This is a genomic window from Kitasatospora sp. NPDC058032 (genome assembly GCF_042885845.1).
Taxonomy (GTDB): Bacteria; Actinomycetota; Actinomycetes; order Streptomycetales; family Streptomycetaceae; genus Kitasatospora.
This window is the reverse complement of the sequence record NZ_JBHVRK010000001.1, coordinates 58,622-77,249: the sequence shown is the minus strand read 5'-3', so window position 1 is coordinate 77,249 and position 18,628 is coordinate 58,622. Positions and strand designations below refer to the sequence as shown.

The window sequence follows — 18,628 nt, the reverse complement described above, 5'->3', positions numbered from 1 at the left end:
TATCGCCCCCTCACCAACCAAATACGTCCGCCTGCCCCCCCTCCCCCCACCCTGCGAACGCGCCGACCGGACATCGCCCGGTCGGCGCTTTCGCAGGTGGGAGGGGTCTCAGACCCGGGAGGCCGTGCCGGTTTCCGGCGCGCGGGGTGCCTGGTCGGCGGCGCCGTCGGTTTCCGTCAGCTCGCGCTTGACGGCGGCCAGCGAGGGGTTGGCCCAGGCGCTGCGCACGCCCCAGGCGTAGAAGACCAGGGCGATCGCGGCGACGAACAGGAGGTCCCAGCCCTCCGGCAGGTAGCCGTGGCCGCCGAAGTCGGCGGAGCCGGCCCAGGAGACGCCGGCCATCACGAACAGGTAGGCGATCATCCAGGCGCCCGCCTTGAGGTGCGGCTTGAGCTCGGCGAACGGCTTGCGCAGCTCGTACCAGGCCCAGATCGGCAGGCCGGCGGCCATCAGCAGGATGACCTTGCCGGTCAGCGGCCAGCGGGCCCAGTAGAGCACCAGCGAGCCGAAGATCATGGCGACCGGGGCGATCACCGGCATCGCGCGCAGCCGGACCGGGCGCGGCAGCTCGGGCGCCAGGCGGCGCAGCGCCATCACGGCGACCGGGCCGGTGATGTACGAGATCACGGTGGCCACCGAGACGATCTCGGCGAGCGAGCCCCAGCCGCGGAAGACCGCGAGGAAGCCGAAGGCGACGACCAGGTTGAGCACCAGCGCCGGGCGCGGGATGCCGGTCCGGGGGTCGACCCTGCCGAAGACGGACGGCAGGTGGCCGTTCTCCTGGACGCCGTGGATCATCCGGGAGGTGGTGGCGGCGTAGATCATGCCGGTGCCGCTGGGGGAGACGAAGGCGTCCGCGTAGAGCAGCAGCGCGAGCCAGTTCAGGCCCCAGGCGACGGCCAGGTCGGCGAGCGGCGAGGTGTAGCCGAGGCCGCTCCAGCCGTTGGCCAGGTCCGCGGTCGGCACGGCGCCGAGGAAGGCGATCTGCAGCGCGACGTAGATCACCAGGGCGATCAGGATCGAGCCGATCACCGCCTTGGGCAGCGACTTGCCGGGGTCGCGGGCCTCGCCGGCCAGGTTGAGCGGGGACTGGAAGCCGTTGAACGCCCAGACGATGCCGGAGACGGCCACCGCGGTGAACACCGCGCTCCAGCCGTTCGGGGCGAAGCCGCCGTGGTCGGTGAAGTGCTTGGTGTCGAAGTGCGCGAGCAGCAGCGCGCCGGCGGTGACCGTCGGGACGATGATCTTGAACACCGTGATCGCGGTGTTGGTCTTGGCGAACAGCGTGATCGCGAACCAGTTCAGCGCGAAGTACACCAGCAGCAGCACGCTCGCCAGCGCCACACCGCTGACCGACAGCTCCCGCCCGTCGTACAGGCCCTTGGCCCAGTCGAAGTCCCAGGAGCTCATGTACTGCACCGAGGCGGTCGCCTCACCGGGGATGACCGAGACGATGGCGATCCAGTTGGCCCAGGCGGCCAGGTACCCGGCCAGCGAGCCGTGCGAGTACTGCCCGTACCGGACCATGCCGCCGGCCTTGGGGAACATCGACCCCAGCTCGCTGTAGGTGAGCGCGATGGTCAGGGCGACGGCCGCCCCGATCACCCAGGCGACGATCGACGCCGGCCCGGCCAGCCGCGCCGCCCGCTCGGCCCCGAAGAGCCAGCCGGATCCGATGATCGACCCCAGGCCCACGGCGGTGAGGCTGATGGTGCCGAGCGAACGGCGGTAGTGCTGATGGGATGCCGTTGTCGACTCGGGGTCACTCACCGTATCGGTCCTCTGTCTCATCGCGTCATTTGGTTTTCCGGACAAACGGAGACAGCCTAAGCGGACAAATCGGGCGAAACCTCAGATGACCCTCAAATGCGGCACAAAACACCCGATCGTTGTCATCTCGTGTCCGAACCATCGTGCCGTGGAGGCGGGTCGCGGAAGGGTTGGCGACAGGCGGTGCGAAAGGGTGAAAAAAAAGAAATTCCCCGTGGGATCTCTTTCGAGTTCCCACGGGGAATCCATGGTGTCCGAGGGGGGACTTGAACCCCCACGCCCGATAAAGGGCACTAGCACCTCAAGCTAGCGCGTCTGCCATTCCGCCACCCGGACGGGGTGTGTGCTTCGGGGGATTTCTGCTCGCCCCCTCGGCGACAGAGAGAACATTACCAGGGTTTCGGAGTGCTTCTCACCTGCGTTTCCCCGGTGGGGATGGTGGGGGGCCGTGGGATGGATCGCAGGTGTGCGCGAAGCGGTGGTTCGTCGGCGGTAAACGGTCGAGTTGCGGATGGTGAACGGTCGGGAACGGGCAGGGGTGGTCCGACACGGGCAACTTGTCGACGGTGCCCCGGCCGCCGGGGCGGCTCTCCTAGCCTCTGTGGACCGAGGGCGCCATGAGCGGAACGCCTGATTCCCGGGGTCGCGGACGAAGGGCGGCTGGACGTGGAGCGGATCAGCGAGGAAGAGGCGGCGGCGCGGGGCGGGCCCGCCGAGGGGGTGTGGCGGTTCACCGTGCCCGCCGAGCAGGCCTCGGTGCCGCGCACCCGGCACGCGGTGCGCGACCGGCTGCTGGCCCAGGGCCTGGCGGAGGTCCGCTACCAGGAGCTGGTGGACGACCTGCTGCTGATCGTCTCGGAGCTGGTCGGCAACGCGGTGACGCACGCCGCCGAGCTGTCGCCGGAGGTGACCACCGAGGTGGCGGTGCGGGACGGCTGGGTACGGGTCTCCGTCGAGGACGGCGACCCGTACCGGCCGAAGGCCCTGGCGGCCGACACCGGGCGCACCGGCGGGCGGGGGCTGCTGCTGGTGAAGAGCGTGACGCTGCAGGCCGGCGGGGTCTGCGACGTGGAGAAGGCGGGGGAGGGCGGCAAGGTCATCTGGGCCTCGCTGCCGCTCCCCCGGAGCTGACGGCCGGAGCCGCTGTCGGAGTCGCTGTCGGAGCAGGCGGCGCCGGACGGTGCTCTGCCGGACGGGTGCTCTGCCGGACGGTGCTCTCCCGGGCGGTCTACCAGGCGTTCCCGGCGATCTCGCGGATCCCCGGCAGGGCGGCCTCGAACACGGTCCGGAACCACACCGAGAACGGCCGCTCCGCCTCCAGCGCGCGCAGCTCCTCGGCGGTCACGAAGGCGTAGTCGTCCACCTCCTCGGGCGCCGGCCGCACCGGCCCGGTGACCAGGCCCACGAACAGGTGGTTCCACTCCCGCTCGATCAGCCCGGACGCCTCGTCCGGCAGGTCGTAGCGGACCGTGCCCGCCTCGCACAGCAGCGCCGGGGCGACGCCCAGCTCCTCCGCGGTCCGCCGGGCGGCGGCCACGAAGGGCAGCTCGTCGGGGTAGGGGTGGCCGCAGCAGGTGTTCGACCAGACGCCGGGGGAGTGGTACTTGCCGAGCGCCCGGCGCTGGAGCAGCATCCGGCCCTGCCGGTCGAAGAGGAACACCGAGAAGGCCCGGTGCAGTCGGCCGGGCTGCTGGTGGGCCCAGAGCTTCTCCGCGGTGCCGATCGTCACGCCCTCGTCGTCGACCAGCTCCAGCAGGATCTCCTGCTGGGCGCCGGAGGGCCGCGCGCCGCTGTCCACGTCCGTCTCGACGTCGAGGCCGGTGTCGAGGCCGGTGTCCACGCCGGAGTCGAGCGACCCGTCGGCGTCGGCGTCGGCGCCGGTCCGCGGGTCGAGGTGGGTCGGGCGGTCGGTCGGCAGGCTCTGGGGCATGAGGCCTCTTTCGGCAGCTTCGGGAGCACTTCGGGAGCACGGGGAGCAACCACGGCTCGCACCGGTGGCGTCGCGCCCCAGTCTGCCGTACGGGTGGCACCACGCCGAGGTCCGACGCACAACCGGGCGGGAAGGGGACGCCCGGTGGCCGGGGGGCGGCGCCGCACTAGCAGAGTTGTTCGGAATGTGTTCGATCTGTGTTCGACGCTCCGGCCGCGTTCGGGCTGGTCGCCGTGGTCGCCTACCATCACATAGGACACCGCGGCCGCATCTCGGCGGCCCCGGCGCGCCATCGCCGGTCACCCGGAGACTCCCGGTAGCCGCGCGCGGCCGCGCACCGCACGACGGATCAGGAGACCTCGCATGATCGGCCTCGTTCTGGCAGCCGGCGCCGGCCGCCGACTGCGCCCGTACACCGACACGCTGCCCAAGGCGCTGGTGCCGGTCGACGGGGAGCGGACCGTTCTGGACCTCACCCTCGGCAACTTCGCCGAGGTCGGCCTGCGCGAGGCGGCGATCGTCGTCGGCTACCGCAAGGAGGCGGTGGAGGAGCGCAAGGACGCGCTGGAGCGGAAGTACGGCGTCAAGCTCACCCTGGTCGAGAACGACAAGGCCGAGGAGTGGAACAACGCCTACTCGCTCTGGTGCGCCCGCGACCTCTTCACCGAGGGCCTGCTGCTCGCCAACGGCGACACCGTCCACCCGGTCTCCGTCCAGCGCACCATGCTGGAGGGCAGTGCCCGGCTGGCCGCCGAGGGGCGCGAGCCCGGCATCCTGCTCGCCCTCGACACGGTGAAGCGGCTCGCCGACGAGGAGATGAAGGTGGTCGTGCACCCGACCGCCGGCATGCGCCGCATCACCAAGCTGATGGACCCGGCCGAGGCCACCGGCGAGTACATCGGCGTCACCGTGATCAACCCGTCCGCCGCCGCCGACCTCGCCGACGCGCTGCGCGCCACCTACGAGCGCGACCCGCAGCTGTACTACGAGGACGGCTACCAGGAGATGGTCGACCGCGGCCTGCGGATCGACGTCCAGCCGATCGGCGAGGTCTCCTGGGTCGAGGTCGACAACCACGACGACCTGGCGAAGGCGCGGGAGATCGCGTGCCAGTACTGACCCGGCTGGTGCCGTCGCCGGTCTTCGTGGAGATCCGCCCGGGCGCCCTGGACGCGCTCGGCGGCATCCTCGCCGACCAGCGGCTGTCCGCCTCGGGCCGGATCGCGGTGGCGATCAGCAACGGCTCGGGCTCGGTGCTGCGCGCCCGGCTGGAGCCGGCGCTGCCCGGCGCCGACTGGTACAGCGTCGAGGACGGCAGCCTCGACAGCGCGGTCCGGCTGGCGGACGAGATCCGCGGCGGCGTGCACGGCGGCCACTACGACACCGTCGTCGCCCTGGGCGGCGGCAAGATCATCGACGTCGCCAAGTACGCCGCCGCGCGGATCGGCCTGCCGCTGGTCTCCGTCCCGACCAACCTGGCCCACGACGGCATCTGTTCGCCGGTCTCCACCCTGGACAACGTCGGCGGGCGCGGCTCCTACGGGGTGCCCAGCCCGATCGGCATCGTGATCGACCTGGACGTGATCCTGGGCGCCCCGCCGCGCTTCGTCGCGGCCGGCATCGGCGACATCGTCTCCAACATCTCGGCCTGCGCCGACTGGGAGCTGTCGCACGCCGAGACCGGCGAACCGGTGGACGGACTGGCCGTCGCGATGGCCCGCTCGGCGGGCGAGAACCTGCTGCGGCACCCGGGCAACCTCCAGGACCGGGGCTTCCTGACGGCCCTCGCGGAGGCACTGGTACTCTCCGGCATCGCGATGAACATCGCCGGCAGCACCCGGCCCTCGTCCGGCGCCTGCCACGAGATCTCGCATGCCCTGGACGTGCTGTACCCCAAGCGGTCCGCCCAGCACGGCGAGCAGGTCGGCCTCGGTGCCGCCTTCGCCAGCTTCCTGCGGGGCGAGCGCGAGCTGGCCGGCCTGATCGTGGAGCGCCTGGCGCACCACGGACTGCCGGTGACCGCCGCTCAGATCGGCTTCACCGAGGCGGAGTTCACCGAGGCTGTGCACTACGCTCCGAACACCCGGCCGGGCCGCTTCACCATCCTCGAGCACCTCGACCTCTCCCCCTCCGCAATCAGGGACGCGTACGCCGACTATGTCCAAGCCGTCAACAGCTGACCGCTCCGCCGCGGGGGCCGTGCCACCGCCGGTGGACCTGACCCGCCGGCCCTCGATCGAGGAACTGCGCGCGGTGATCCACCCGGAGGGCATGCTCCAGCGCCGGAGCGCCGAGCACTGGGCCGGACGGCTCTACATGCGGAGGATCTCGCTGCGGATCACCCGGGTGCTGTCCACCGTGACGGCGATCACGCCCAACGGCCTGACGTACCTGATGATGGTCACCGGCATCCTGGCGGGCGCCGCGCTGGTCGTCCCGGGCATCGCCGGCGCGGTGCTGGCGGCGCTGCTGATCCAGGTGTACCTGCTGCTGGACTGCGTGGACGGCGAGGTGGCCCGCTGGCGCCGGCAGACCTCGCTCACCGGCGTCTACCTGGACCGGGTCGGCCACTACATGTCCGAGGCGGCGCTGCTGACCGGCCTCGGCCTGCGCGGCACCGACCTGCTCCACCGCGAGGGCGCCGCCGCGCACTGGGAGTGGGCCTTCCTCGGCACGCTGGCCGCGCTCGGCGCGATCCTGATCAAGTCGGAGACCGACCTGGTCGACGTCGCCCGTGCCCGCAGCGGCCTGACGGCGGTCGAGGACAGCGCCTCGGTGCCGCGCTCGGCCGGCGTCGCCCGGGCCCGCCGGGCCGCCTCGTTCCTCAAGTTCCACCGGCTGGTCGGCGCGGTCGAGGCCTCGCTGTTCATCCTGGCCGCGGGCGTCGCCGACGTCCTCCACGGGGGCCTGTTCTTCACCCGGGTCGCGGTGGTCGTGCTGGCCGCGATCGCCATGCTGCAGACCGTGCTGCACCTGCTGAGCATCGTCCTGTCGAGCAGGCTCCGGTGACCGATGCGACGGGGAGCGACGTGAAGGGGAGTGACGTGACGGGGAGTGACGTGAAGGGGAGCGACGTGACGGCCACCGGAACGACCGGGAGCACCGCGCCGGGCGGCACCGCGGGCGGCACGGCCGGCGCCGACGCCTTCCGGCTCGGCGCGGTGATCATCACCATGGGCAACCGCCCGGACGAGCTGATCGCCCTGATCGACTCCGTCCGCGCCCAGCAGGGCCCGGCCGTCGAGCTGGCCGTGGTCGCCAACGGCGCCCCGATGCCCCCGCTGCCGGAGGGCGTGCGCGCCGTCGAGCTGCCCGAGAACCTCGGCATCCCGGGCGGGCGCAACGTCGGCATCGAGCTGTTCGGCCGCAACGGCCGGGAGGTCGACGCGGTGCTGTTCCTGGACGACGACGGCCGGCTGCCCGGCACCGACGCGGCCCGCCTGCTGCGCGAGGCCTTCACCGCCGACCCGGAGCTCGGCATCGTGAGCTTCCGGATCGCCGACCCGGACACCGGCGTCACCCAGCGCCGGCACGTGCCCCGGCTGCGCGCCAGCGACCCGCTGCGCTCCTCCCGGGTGACCACCTTCCTGGGCGGCGCGAGCGCGGTGCGGTGCGCCGTGTTCGAGAACGCCGGCCAGCTGCCCGGCGAGTTCTTCTACGCGCACGAGGAGACCGACCTCGCCTGGCGCGCGCTGGACGCCGGCTGGGCCATCGACTACCGCGCCGACGTGGTGCTGCACCACCCCACCACCTCGCCCGCCCGGCACGCCACGTACTTCCACAACGTGGCCCGGAACAGGGTCTGGCTCGCGAGGCGGAACCTTCCGGCCCTGTTGGTGCCTCTATACCTGGGAACCTGGTTCCTGCTCACGCTGGCCCGTCGGCCCTCCCCGGAGGCCCTCAAGGCCTGGCTGGGCGGGTTCAAGGCGGGCTGGCGCGAACCCTGCGGTGCGCGGCGGCCCATGCGATGGCGTACCGTGTGGCGCCTGACCCGGCTGGGCCGGCCGCCGGTCATCTGATCCGTCCGACGACCGTACGGTAGGACGGTCGTCATGGCCGGTGCCCACATACCGGCCGCACTCCCCCCGATATCCGAGTGGATCCCCCTCGGGGCAGGCCGGCGGACCCCCGCCGACCGGTTCGCCCCGACGATCCCGCGCGAAGGACGAATGTGTCGACAGTGAGTGAACCCGTCAGCCTCTCCGCCCCGAGGGGGGCGGACGCGGGCCTGACCCCCAAGCAGCTTGCGGACAAGTACGGTCTGACGGTGAGCGGCAGACGGCCCGGCCTGTTCGCCTACAGCAAGCAGCTCTGGGCCCGCCGTCACTTCATCTGGGCCTTCGCCACCGCGCGCCTGGTGGCCCAGTACACCGACGCCAAGCTCGGCCAGGTCTGGCAGGTCGTGACGCCGCTGCTGAACTGCGCGGTGTTCTACCTGGTCTTCGGCGAGATCCTGAAGAACAAGGACGACAACCCGTACTACGTCGCCTGGCTCTGCATCGGCGTCTTCATCTTCCAGTTCACCCAGAACGCCGTGCAGTCCGGCACCCGGGCGATCTCGGACAACCTCGGGCTGATCCGGGCGCTGCACTTCCCGCGCGCCTCGCTGCCGGTCGCGTTCACCGTGATCCAGCTCCAGCAGCTGCTGATCTCGATGGTCGTGCTGTTCGCCGTGGTCCTGATGAACGGCATCGAACCCGGCCGCACCTGGATCCTGGTCGTGCCCGCGCTGGTGCTGCAGTCGATGTTCAACACCGGCGTCGCCCTGATCTTCGCCCGGATAGGCGCCAAGACCAGCGACATCTCCCAGCTGATCCCGTTCGCGATGCGCGCCTGGCTGTTCCTGTCCGGCGTCATGTACAGCATCTCGGACAAGATCAAGGAGTGGCCGCCGTTCTGGCAGAAGGTGATGGAGCTCAACCCGGCCTCGGTCTACATCGACCTGGTCCGCCACGCGCTCGCGCCGATCATCTACAACAAGCACGAGAAGGTCTTCCTGGAGTTCCCGGCGCACCAGTGGAAGTACGGGATCGCCTGGGGTGTGGGCATGCTGGTCATCGGATACGTCTTCTTCTGGAAGGCTGAGGAGGAGTACGGCCGTGGCTGACACCGACGTGCGCGGGACCGACGACCTGCGCAAGGACCTCAAGGACGCCCGTCCGCGCCGCAAGGTGTTCGACGCCGACGTGGCCCGCGACCCCACCGTCGTCGTCGACGACGTGCACATCGTCTACCGGGTGCACGGCGCCGGCTCCGGGAAGGGCAGTGCCACCTCGGCAATGAGCCGGATCATCAGCCGCAAGCGCGGCTCCGGCGTGCGCGAGGTGCACGCGGTCAAGGGCGTCAGCTTCACCGCGTACAAGGGCGAGGCGATCGGCCTGATCGGCTCCAACGGCTCCGGCAAGTCCACCATGCTGGCGGCCATCGCCGGCCTGCTGCCGACCGAGAAGGGCGGCATCTACACCAACGGCCAGCCCTCGCTGCTCGGCGTCAACGCCGCGCTGATGAACGAGCTGACCGGTGAGCGCAACGTCGTCCTCGGCTGTCTCGCCATGGGCATGTCGCCGGCCGACGTGAAGCGCCGCTACCAGGAGATCGTCGACTTCTCGGGCATCAACGAGAAGGGCGACTTCATCTCGCTGCCGATGCGCACCTACTCCTCCGGCATGGGCGCCCGCCTGCGCTTCGCCATCGCCGCGGCGAAGACCCACGACGTGCTGCTCATCGACGAGGCGCTGGCCACCGGTGACCAGGCCTTCCAGGCCCGCAGCAAGAAGCGGATCGAGGAGCTGCGCGAGCAGGCCGGTACGGTCTTCCTGGTCAGCCACGACAACGCGTCGATCCGCGAGACCTGCGAGCGGACCATCTGGATCGAGGCCGGCGAGCTCGTCATGGACGGGCCGACCGAGGAGGTCGTCCGCCGCTACGAGCGCGGCGAGCGTCCCTGACGGCGGACCGGACCGCGCAGGACCCCGCGGAGGGGCCGGTCCCGGAGGAGATCCGGGACCGGCCCCGCCGTCGTCCGTGCGCCCCGCCCCGCCCCGTCGTGCCCCGGGTGGCCCGCCGCCGCCCGGGTGAGCGCCCCGTGCGCCGGGCGAGGCGCCCTTCTCCGGCGCGGCCGTTGGTGTCAGGCTGTAGGCGCGGGGGTGGTGTGCCGGACGTGACTCCCGTGGTCGGACGCGTGTCCGACTCGGGCCGGTCACCGGAGCGGTGTAGAACGGGGGAGTGACAGCAGTGTCGGCTTCGGCCCAGCCCAACAGTGATTCCCCGCCCGCGGAGGGTGCCGCGGGAGCGGCGACCCTCGCCAAGGCGAGCGCGGAGAACTTCCCGGTCGCCCCGTTCTTCCTGCCCGCCGCGTGGCGCGACGACCTCATGACGGTCTACGGCTTCGCCCGGCTGGTCGACGACGCCGGTGACGGCGACCTCGCCGACCCGGCCGGCACCGCCGCACTGCTCGGCGTGCCCGCCCCGCCCGCGGCGCCCGCCCCCGCCGCCGGCCCGCACCGGCCCGGCCCCGAGGAGACCGCCTTCCGGCTCGCCCTGCTGGACGGCCTGGAGCGCGACCTCGACCGGGTCTTCGAGACGGCCCTCGCCCCGTCCTCGGCCGCCGAGGCCCCCCGCCACCCGCTGATGCGCCCGCTGGTCCCGCTGGTCGACCGGCACGGCCTCACCCCGGAGCCGTTCCGCCGGCTGATCCAGGCCAACCGGGTCGACCAGACCACCGACCGCTACCCCCGCTACGACGACCTGCTCGAGTACTGCACGCTCTCCGCCGACCCGGTCGGCCGCCTGGTGCTCGCCATCGCCGGCGTCTCCACCCCCGAGCGGGTGGCGATGTCCGACGCCGTCTGCACCGCCCTGCAGATCGTCGAGCACCTCCAGGACGTCGCCGAGGACCTCGCCCGCGGCCGGATCTACCTGCCCGCCGAGGACCTGGAACGGTTCGGGGTCACCGAGGAGGACCTCGCCGCGCCGAGCGCGAGCCCCGCCGTGCGGCGGCTGATCTCCTTCCAGGTGGACCGGGCCCGCACCCTGCTCGACCGCGGTGCGCCATTGGTAGGTACGGTTCGGGGGAGGCTTCGACTGCTCCTGGCGGGATTCACCGCGGGCGGCCACGCGGCCCTGGCGGCCGTCGAGGACGCCGGGTACGACGTGCTCGCCCAGCAGGCGAAGCCGGACAAGCGCCGCCTCGCAGCGAAGGCGGCGGCCATCTTCGCGAAGGGAAGGTGAACGCCCGCGTGGCGGCATCACCACTGGCGTCGGCGCCGGTCATGGCGGCGTACCGGTACTGCGAGGCAGTGACCGGGCTGCAGGCCCGCAACTTCAGCTACGGCATCAGGTTGCTGCCGGAACCGAAGCGGCTGGCCATGTCGGCCCTGTACGCGCTCGCCCGCCGGGTGGACGACATCGGCGACGGCGACCTCCCGGACGACCGCAAGGCCGAGGCCCTGCTGCGCACCCGCGAGCTGCTCGACGAGATCCGGGCCGGCTCGGTCGCGGAGGACGACACCGACCCGATCAAGGTCGCGCTGGCGGACGCGGCCCGGCGGTTCCCGATCCCGCTCGGCGGCTTCGACGAGCTGATCGACGGGGTCGAGATGGACCTCAAGGGCGCCGAGTACCAGACGTACGAGGAGCTCAAGGTCTACTGCCGGTGCGTGGCCGGGGCGATCGGGCGGCTCTCGCTCGGCGTGTACGGCTGCGACGACCCCGAGCGCGGCGCCCGGTACGCCGACACCCTCGGCCTGGCGCTCCAGCTCACCAACATCCTGCGCGACCTGCGCGAGGACGCCCTGAACGGCCGCACCTACCTGCCGACCGAGGACCTCGTCCGGTTCGGCTGCCAGGAGGGCTTCGCGCAGTCCCGGCCGCCGGTCGGCGCGGACTTCACCGGCCTGATCGCCTTCGAGGCGGCCCGCGCCCAGGCGGCCTTCGAGGAGGGCCTGCGGCTGCTGCCGATGCTCGACCGCCGCAGCCGGGCCTGCACGGCCGCGATGGCGGGCATCTACCACCGGCTGCTCGGCCGGATCGCGGCCGACCCGGAGTCGGTGCTGCGCGGCCGGGTGTCGCTGCCGGGCTGGGAGAAGGCGTACGTCGCGCTTTCCGGGCTCGCCGGGGGGCGTTCTTGATTCTTGCCACAGTTCTGTCACGCTGTGTCAGCGGGGAATCACTTGTGGGTAGAGCCCTGCTGACGGCTGTGCCGGATCCGACCGCACCGGTCCCGGGTCCGACCGCATTGACCACGGGCGCTCCGGCCGTGACCGGACCGGGCGCCGGACGCGAGGGGGAGGTCCGATGACCGGGCGAGCCGACTCCGCGCGCCCGGCCGCCGTCGTGGTCGGCGGCGGCCTCGCGGGCATCACCGCCGCCCTGCGGCTGGCCGAGGCCGGCCACCGGGTCACCCTCGCCGAGGGCCGTCCCCGGCTGGGCGGCCTGGCCTTCTCGTTCCGGCGCGGCGAGCTGACCGTCGACAACGGCCAGCACGTCTACCTGCGCTGCTGCACCGCCTACCGCGGCCTGCTGGAGCGGCTGGGCGCCAACCGGCTGGTGCACCTCCAGGACCGCCTCCAGGTGCCCGTGCTGGGCGTCTCCGGGCCCGCCGGCGCACCGGTGCGCACCCTGGGCAAGCTGGAGCGCGCCGCACTGCCGGTGCCGCTGCACCTGGCCGGCAGCCTGGCCGGCTACCCGCACCTGAGCCCGGCCGACCGGGCCCGGGTGGTGCGCGGTGCCCTGGCGCTGCGCCGCCTCGACCTCGCCGACCCGGCGCTGGACGAGGTCTCCTTCGCCGACTGGCTGCGGTCCCACGGCCAGAACGATCGCACCCTGGCCGCGCTCTGGGACCTCGTGGGCGTGGCGACCCTGAACGCCCGCGCCGACCAGGTGTCGCTGGCGCTGGCCGCCATGGTGTTCAAGACCGGGCTGCTGTCCGACCCCGGGGCCTCCGACATCGGCACGCCCACCGTCCCGCTCGGCGTGATCCACCACGACCGGGCGCTCGCCGAGCTGGAACGCGCCGGAGTGAAGGTACTGCTGCGCGCCCGGGTGAGCGAGCTCAAGCCGGCCGTCCCGCAGCACGCCGTCCGGCTGGAGGGCGTCGACGAGCCGCTCGCCGCCGACACCGTGGTGCTGGCCGGCGCCCAGGACACCGCGGCGGCCCTGCTGCCGCCGGACGCGCTCCCCGGGCAGGAGCGGCTGGCCGGCTTCGGCACCGCGCCGATCCTCAACGTGCACGTGATCTACGACCGGCGCGTCCTGCGCAGGCCGTTCTTCGCCGCGTTCGGCTCGCCCGTCCAGTGGGTCTTCGACCGCACCCGGCACTCCGGCCTGGCCGGCACCGAGCTCGGCGCGGCCCACCCGGACGCCCAGTACCTGGCCCTGTCGCAGTCCGCGGTGCAGGACGAGATCGACCTGCCGGTCGCCGAGCTGCGCCGGCGCTACCTGCCGGAGCTGGCCCGGCTGCTGCCCGCCGCCGGCGGCGCCGAGGTGCTGGACTTCTTCGTCACCAGGGAGCGCACCGCCACCTTCGACCCGGCCCCGGGCACGGCGGCGCTGCGGCCCGGCCCGCGCACCGCCGTCCCCGGCCTGCTGCTGGCCGGCGCGTGGACGGCCACCGGCTGGCCCGCGACGATGGAGGGGGCGGTGCGCAGCGGCCACGCCGCCGCCGACGCGGCCCTCGCCGCCGAGGGCCGGCGCCGGCCCTCGGACCGCGGCGACGGGAGGTGGCCGCGGTGACCGGCGCCCAGCGCACCGGGGACCGCGGCGAGCCCGCCAGAGCCGGCGCCCACCGCCCGGGTCCCGGCGGCGCGACCCCCCGTGCCGGCCGTGGCCCCACCGGCCGCACCACCACCGCCAGCGTCCGGCCGTCCCACGCGGCCAGGCACCACCAGGGAGAGGGAACGTACGTGGAGTCACGCATCGGCACGGCCGTCGGAGGCACGGCACATGCCGAACCGGTCTCGGTGCCGGAGCTGCTCAACCGCACCCGCGCGCTCTGCACCCCGCCGCTGAGGGCCGCCGTCGCCCGTCTGGCGGAACCCATGAACACCGTCGCGGCGTACCACTTCGGCTGGATCGACCGGGACGGCACACCGGTCGCGGGGGACGGCGGCAAGGCCGTCCGCCCGGCCCTGGCCCTGCTCTCGGCCCAGGCCGCCGGCGCCCCGGCGGAGGCCGGTGTGCCCGGCGGGGTCGCTGTTGAGCTGGTGCACAACTTCTCCCTGCTCCATGATGATCTGATGGACGGTGACGAGACCCGGCGCCACCGGGCCACCGCCTGGACGGTCTTCGGCCCGTCCCAGGCGATCCTGGTCGGTGACGCCCTGGCGACGCTCGGTACGGAGGTGCTGCTCGACGCCGCGACCACGGGCGGCGCGAGCCCCACCGATGCCGCGCGCGCCGTCCGGCTGCTCAACACCGCCAGCCGCCGGCTGATCGACGGCCAGGCGATGGACGTCGCCTTCGAGCAGCGGGACACCGTCACCGTCGCCGAGTGCCTGGAGATGGAGGGCGGCAAGACCGCCGCCCTGCTCTCCGCCGCCTCGGCGCTGGGCGCCGTCCTGGCCGGCGCCGACGACCGGGTCTCGGACTCCCTCCAGCGCTTCGGCGAGCACCTGGGCCTGGCCTTCCAGGCGGTCGACGACCTGCTCGGCATCTGGGGGGCCACCGAGGTCACCGGCAAGCCGCACTGGGGCGACCTGCGCCAGCGCAAGAAGTCCCTGCCGGTCGCCGCCGCCCTCGCCGAGGGCGGCGAGGCCTCCCGCGAACTGGCCGAACAGCTCGCCGACCCCAAGGGGCGCGGCGAGGAGAGCGAGACCGAGCTGGCCGCCCGCGCGCTGCTGATCGAGAAGGCCGGCGGACGCGCCTGGACCCAGGAGGAGGCCCGCCGCCAGCACACGACTGCCCTCGCCGCGCTGGACGAGGTGCCCATGCCCGATGTGGTGCGCGAGCACTTCGTCGCACTCGCCGAATTCGTGGTGGTACGAGAGAGGTGACGTTACGTTGACAGCAACCGCGGACGGCCGGCTCGACCCTGAGTACGATTCCGAGCCGGTCGCGGTGGGCGGCCTCCCCCCGGCGCTGCTGAGCGCCGGGCGGTGGCAGCCCGAGGGATCCGCCCCGGACGCCCCGGCCGGCCGGACCGATCAGCAGCAGGACGGGGCCGCCTCCGCCGAGGAGGCACTGGCCCGCGCCACCACCCACCTGCTCTCCCTGCAGAGCTCCGAGGGGTGGTGGAAGGGCGATCTGGAGACCAACGTCACCATGGACGCCGAGGACTTACTGCTCCGGCAGTTCCTCGGGATCCTCACCGAGGAGCAGACCAAGGCCACCGCCGAGTGGATCCGCTCCCAGCAGCGCGAGGACGGCACCTGGTCCACCTTCCACGGCGGCCCGGCCGAGCTCTCCACCACCGTCGAGGCGTACGTCGCCCTGAAGCTCGCCGGTGACGACCCGAACGCCCCGCACATGCTGGCCGCCGCCCGCTGGATCCGCTCCGCCGGAGGCATCGCCGCCTCCCGGGTGTTCACCCGGATCTGGCTCGCGCTCTTCGGCTGGTGGCCCTGGGAACGGCTGCCCGAGATGCCGCCGGAGATCATGTTCCTGCCCAAGTGGCTCCCGCTGAACATCTACGCCTTCGGCTGCTGGGCCCGGCAGACCATCGTCCCGCTGACCATCGTCTCCGCCCACCGCCCGGTGCGCCCGGCGCCCTTCCCGCTCACCGAGCTGCACACCGACCCGGACGACCCCTACCCCGCCCGGCCGATGGCCCCGGCCACCAGCTGGGACGGCCTGTTCGAACGCCTCGACAAGGTCCTGCACGCCTACCACCGGCGCGCGCTGCGCCCGCTGCGCCGGCTCGCGCTCTCCCAGGCCTGCCGCTGGATCGTCGAGCGCCAGGAGGCCGACGGCTGCTGGGGCGGCATCCAGCCGCCCGCCGTCTACTCGCTGATCGCCCTGCACCTGGAGGGCTACGAGCTCGACCACCCGGTGATGCGGGCCGGCCTCGCCTCCTTCGACCGCTTCACCGTGCACACCCCCGACGGCCGCCGCTGGCTGGAGGCCTGCCAGTCCCCGGTCTGGGACACCTGCCTGGCCACCATCGCCCTGGTCGACGCCGGCGTACCGGCCGACCACCCGGCGCTGGTCTCCGCCGTCGACTGGATGCTCGGCGAGGAGATCACCAAGGCCGGCGACTGGTCCGTCCAGCGGCCCTCGCTCGCCCCCGGCGGCTGGGCCTTCGAGTTCGAGAACGACACCTACCCGGACATCGACGACACCGCCGAGGTGGTGCTCGCACTGCGCCGGGTCGCCCACCCCGACCCCGGCAAGGTCGCCGCCTCCGTCGACCGGGGCGTGCGGTGGAACCTCGGCATGCAGTCCAAGAACGGCGCCTGGGGCGCCTTCGACGTCGACAACACCAGCACGCTGCCGAACAAGCTGCCGTTCTGCGACTTCGGCGAGGTCGTCGACCCGCCGTCCGCGGACGTCACCGCACACGTCGTGGAGATGCTCGCCGAGGTCGGCCGGGCGGCCGACCCGCGCACCCGGCGCGGCGTCGAATGGCTGCTGCGCAACCAGGAGGCGGACGGCTCCTGGTTCGGCCGCTGGGGCACCAACTACATCTACGGCACCGGGTCGGTGCTGCCCGCCCTGGTCGCGGCCGGCGTCCCCGCCGAGCACCCGGCGATCCGCCGGGCGGTGCGCTGGCTGGAGGACCGCCAGAACGCCGACGGCGGCTGGGGCGAGGACATGCGCTCCTACGACGACCCGGCGCGCTGGGCCGGGCGGGGCGAGTCCACCGCCTCGCAGACCGCGTGGGCGCTGATGGCGCTGCTCGCGGCCGGCGAGGGACCGGACGGCCGGGCCAGCGCGGCGGTGGAGCGCGGCGTCGACTGGCTGGTGCGCACCCAGCTGCCCGAGGGCACCTGGGACGAGCCCCAGTTCACCGGCACCGGCTTCCCGTGGGACTTCTCCATCAACTACCACCTGTACCGGCTGGTGTTCCCGGTCACCGCGCTCGGCCGCTACCTGCACGGCAACCCCGCGATCGGCCGCCCGGCCGGGGGCCCCGCCGGGATCGGGGCGTCCCGGTGACCGCTTCCCCGCTGCTGGTCCTGTGCGCGCTCGGCCCCGAGGTGTGGGCCCTGCGCGGAGGGGACTGGCGCGGTGCGGCGGGCGGCCCGCCCGTCGTGGTGCGGACCGGGGTCGGCCGCCGCCGGGCCTCACTCACCGTCAGGAGGCTGCTCACCGCCGCCCCGGGCGGCTACGGCGCCATCGTGGTGGCCGGCTTCGGCGCCGCCGTCGCGCCGGGAATAGCGCCCGGAGAGGTGATCGTTGCCGACGGGGTGCGCGATGCCGAGGGGAACCACTTCGCCGTCGATTCCGGCCCGGCGCTCCACCGGGCCCTGACCGTGCGCGGCCTGACCGCGCACACCGGCGTGCACCACACCGCCGACCACGTGGTGCGCGGCCTGGAGCGGCGCGCCCTGCACCTGCAGGGAGCGCTCGCCGTCGACATGGAGGCCGCCGCCGTGCTGGCCGCCCTGCGCGAACTGCGGCCCGGCCTGCCCGCGGCCGTGCTGCGGGTCGTCGTCGACACGCCCGAGCGCGAGCTGCTGCGCCCGGGCACCCTGCCGGCCGGGGTCCGCGCCTGGCGGACCCTGCGCTCCACGGTGCCCGCCCTGGTCGACTGGCACCTGCACAACGACCGGCCGCCGCGCGCCCGCCCCGCGCCCGCCGCCCTGAACCACCCCACATCCTCGACGCTCCCCCAGGAGGCGAGCTAGCCATGGCCATGCCGCTGCGCCAGACCGTGCGGGTCGGCACCTACCTCATGCAGCAGAAGCTCAAGCGACGCGACAAATTCCCGCTGATCGTCGAACTGGAACCGCTCTTCGCCTGCAACCTGGCCTGCGAGGGGTGCGGCAAGATCCAGCACCCGGCCGGCGTGCTGAAGCAGCGGATGCCGGTCGCCCAGGCGGTCGGGGCGGTCCTGGAGTCCGGCGCCCCGATGGTCTCGATCGCCGGCGGCGAGCCGCTGATGCACCCGCAGATCGACGAGATCGTCCGGCAGCTGGTCGAACGCCGCAAGTACGTGTTCCTCTGCACCAACGCGCTGCTGCTGCGCAAGAAGCTCGACAAGTTCAAGCCCTCGCCCTACTTCACCTTCACCGTGCACATCGACGGGCTGCGCGAGCGGCACGACGCCTCGGTGGCCAAGGAGGGCACCTTCGACGAGGCGGTGGCGGCGATCAAGGAGGCCAAGCGGCGCGGCTTCCGGGTGACCACCAACTCCACCTTCTTCAACACCGACACCCCGCAGACCATCATCGACGTGCTCGACTACCTCAACGACGAGCTCAAGGTCGACGAGATGATGATCTCCCCGGCCTTCGCCTACGAGAAGGCGCCCGACCAGGAACACTTCCTCGGCGTCGAGCAGACCCGCGATCTGTTCCGCAAGACCTTCGCCGGCGGCCGGCGGCGGCGCTGGCGGCTCAACCACAGCCCGCTCTTCCTGGACTTCCTGGAGGGCCGGGTCGACTTCGAGTGCACCGCCTGGGGCATCCCCAACTACTCGCTGTTCGGCTGGCAGCGGCCCTGCTACCTGATGGCCGACGGCTACGTGCCGACCTACCGCGAGCTGATCGAGAAGACCGACTGGGACAAGTACGGCCGCGGCAAGGACGCCCGCTGCGCCAACTGCATGGCGCACTGCGGCTACGAGCCGACCGCCGTCCTCGCCACCATGGGCTCCCTCAAGGAGTCCCTGCGGGCGATCACCGAGACCGTCGGCTCCACCCGGAGCCGCTGAGCGCACCCGTCGGGGGGCGGCGCCCCCCCCCCGCCCCCCCCCCCCGGCCCCCCCCCCCCCCCCCCCCCCGCCCCCCCCCCCCCCCCCGGGCCCCGGCGGGGCCCCCCCCCCCGGCG

General features: G+C 73.0%; 16 protein-coding genes and 1 tRNA gene. 14 read left to right on the top strand and 3 right to left on the bottom strand.

Features of this window, described 5'->3' with window-relative positions; all coding sequences use genetic code 11:
• Positions 1 to 108 precede the first annotated feature (108 nt).
• Both ACFVUH_RS00330 and ACFVUH_RS00325 read right to left on the bottom strand, forming a co-directional pair.
• A complete protein-coding gene (locus tag ACFVUH_RS00330) occupies positions 109 to 1,770 on the bottom strand; it encodes an APC family permease (RefSeq protein WP_387910112.1) in 1,662 nt (553 codons plus the stop codon).
• 248 nt (positions 1,771 to 2,018) lie between these two features.
• Positions 2,019 to 2,106, bottom strand: a tRNA-Leu gene (locus ACFVUH_RS00325).
• 330 nt (positions 2,107 to 2,436) lie between these two features.
• On the opposite strand from ACFVUH_RS00325, the gene ACFVUH_RS00320 reads away from it, so the two are divergent.
• Positions 2,437 to 2,901 carry an ATP-binding protein gene (locus ACFVUH_RS00320; RefSeq protein WP_387910110.1) on the top strand — a complete coding sequence of 155 codons (465 nt, stop codon included), beginning with the start codon at positions 2,437 to 2,439 and terminating at the stop codon, positions 2,899 to 2,901.
• A gap of 97 nt (positions 2,902 to 2,998) precedes the next feature.
• Here the strand turns inward: ACFVUH_RS00320 and idi are convergent, their stop codons facing one another.
• Entirely contained in the window at positions 2,999 to 3,700 is a 702-nt protein-coding gene (gene idi, locus ACFVUH_RS00315; RefSeq protein WP_387910108.1) for an isopentenyl-diphosphate Delta-isomerase, read from the bottom strand.
• A 363-nt stretch (positions 3,701 to 4,063) separates the two neighbouring features.
• Between idi and ACFVUH_RS00310 the strand changes: the two genes are divergently transcribed.
• The 13 genes from ACFVUH_RS00310 (at position 4,064) to hpnH (ending at position 18,512) form a co-directional block, all read left to right on the top strand.
• Positions 4,064 to 4,819, top strand: a complete 756-nt coding sequence (locus ACFVUH_RS00310) for a phosphocholine cytidylyltransferase family protein (RefSeq protein ID WP_355373776.1) — start codon at positions 4,064 to 4,066, stop codon at positions 4,817 to 4,819.
• On the top strand, positions 4,807 to 5,880 hold the full coding sequence (locus ACFVUH_RS00305; protein WP_355373779.1) for an iron-containing alcohol dehydrogenase family protein: 1,074 nt from the start codon (positions 4,807 to 4,809) through the stop codon (positions 5,878 to 5,880). Before ACFVUH_RS00310 ends, ACFVUH_RS00305 begins: the two co-directional genes overlap by 13 nt.
• A gap of 91 nt (positions 5,881 to 5,971) precedes the next feature.
• The gene (locus tag ACFVUH_RS00300; protein WP_380680919.1) at positions 5,972 to 6,709 is read left to right on the top strand and encodes a CDP-alcohol phosphatidyltransferase family protein; all 738 of its coding nucleotides are present in this window, start codon (positions 5,972 to 5,974) and stop codon (positions 6,707 to 6,709) included.
• A gap of 164 nt (positions 6,710 to 6,873) precedes the next feature.
• Positions 6,874 to 7,719 carry a glycosyltransferase gene (locus ACFVUH_RS00295; protein WP_355373802.1) on the top strand — a complete coding sequence of 282 codons (846 nt, stop codon included), beginning with the start codon at positions 6,874 to 6,876 and terminating at the stop codon, positions 7,717 to 7,719.
• Between the two features lie 152 nt (positions 7,720 to 7,871).
• Positions 7,872 to 8,807, top strand: coding sequence for an ABC transporter permease (locus ACFVUH_RS00290; protein WP_355373782.1), 936 nt, complete (start codon positions 7,872 to 7,874; stop codon positions 8,805 to 8,807).
• A 64-nt stretch (positions 8,808 to 8,871) separates the two neighbouring features.
• Entirely contained in the window at positions 8,872 to 9,648 is a 777-nt protein-coding gene (locus ACFVUH_RS00285) for an ABC transporter ATP-binding protein (RefSeq protein ID WP_355373804.1), read from the top strand.
• 286 nt (positions 9,649 to 9,934) lie between these two features.
• Positions 9,935 to 10,930, top strand: coding sequence for a squalene synthase HpnC (gene hpnC / locus ACFVUH_RS00280; protein WP_387910741.1), 996 nt, complete (start codon positions 9,935 to 9,937; stop codon positions 10,928 to 10,930).
• Between the two features lie 41 nt (positions 10,931 to 10,971).
• A complete protein-coding gene (gene hpnD / locus ACFVUH_RS00275; RefSeq protein WP_355373810.1) occupies positions 10,972 to 11,829 on the top strand; it encodes a presqualene diphosphate synthase HpnD in 858 nt (285 codons plus the stop codon).
• A gap of 166 nt (positions 11,830 to 11,995) precedes the next feature.
• Complete coding sequence (gene hpnE, locus ACFVUH_RS00270; RefSeq protein ID WP_387910106.1) at positions 11,996 to 13,432, top strand: hydroxysqualene dehydroxylase HpnE; 1,437 nt, start codon at positions 11,996 to 11,998, stop codon at positions 13,430 to 13,432.
• A gap of 170 nt (positions 13,433 to 13,602) precedes the next feature.
• Positions 13,603 to 14,691: a polyprenyl synthetase family protein gene (locus tag ACFVUH_RS00265; protein ID WP_380686106.1), complete on the top strand. Its 1,089-nt coding sequence runs from the start codon at positions 13,603 to 13,605 to the stop codon at positions 14,689 to 14,691.
• 7 nt (positions 14,692 to 14,698) lie between these two features.
• Entirely contained in the window at positions 14,699 to 16,792 is a 2,094-nt protein-coding gene (gene shc, locus ACFVUH_RS00260; RefSeq protein ID WP_387910105.1) for a squalene--hopene cyclase, read from the top strand.
• A complete protein-coding gene (locus ACFVUH_RS00255; RefSeq protein WP_355373790.1) occupies positions 16,789 to 17,484 on the top strand; it encodes a 1-hydroxy-2-methyl-2-butenyl 4-diphosphate reductase in 696 nt (231 codons plus the stop codon). The genes shc and ACFVUH_RS00255 overlap by 4 nt, the downstream gene beginning before the upstream one ends.
• Positions 17,485 to 17,486: 2 nt before the next feature.
• Entirely contained in the window at positions 17,487 to 18,512 is a 1,026-nt protein-coding gene (hpnH, locus tag ACFVUH_RS00250) for an adenosyl-hopene transferase HpnH (protein ID WP_387910102.1), read from the top strand.
• Positions 18,513 to 18,628: the final 116 nt, after the last annotated feature.

Excerpts from the sequence above, each read along its gene's own strand:
- ACFVUH_RS00295 (WP_355373802.1), top strand. The coding sequence starts at position 6,874 with ATGGGCAACCGCCCGGACGAGCTGATCGCCCTGATCGACTCCGTCCGC.
- ACFVUH_RS00300 (WP_380680919.1), top strand. The coding sequence starts at position 5,972 with ATGCTCCAGCGCCGGAGCGCCGAGCACTGGGCCGGACGGCTCTACATG.
- hpnH (WP_387910102.1), top strand. The coding sequence starts at position 17,487 with ATGGCCATGCCGCTGCGCCAGACCGTGCGGGTCGGCACCTACCTCATG.
- hpnD (WP_355373810.1), top strand. The coding sequence starts at position 10,972 with ATGGCGGCGTACCGGTACTGCGAGGCAGTGACCGGGCTGCAGGCCCGC.
- hpnE (WP_387910106.1), top strand. The coding sequence starts at position 11,996 with ATGACCGGGCGAGCCGACTCCGCGCGCCCGGCCGCCGTCGTGGTCGGC.
- idi (WP_387910108.1), bottom strand. The coding sequence starts at position 3,700 with ATGCCCCAGAGCCTGCCGACCGACCGCCCGACCCACCTCGACCCGCGG.
- ACFVUH_RS00310 (WP_355373776.1), top strand. The coding sequence starts at position 4,064 with ATGATCGGCCTCGTTCTGGCAGCCGGCGCCGGCCGCCGACTGCGCCCG.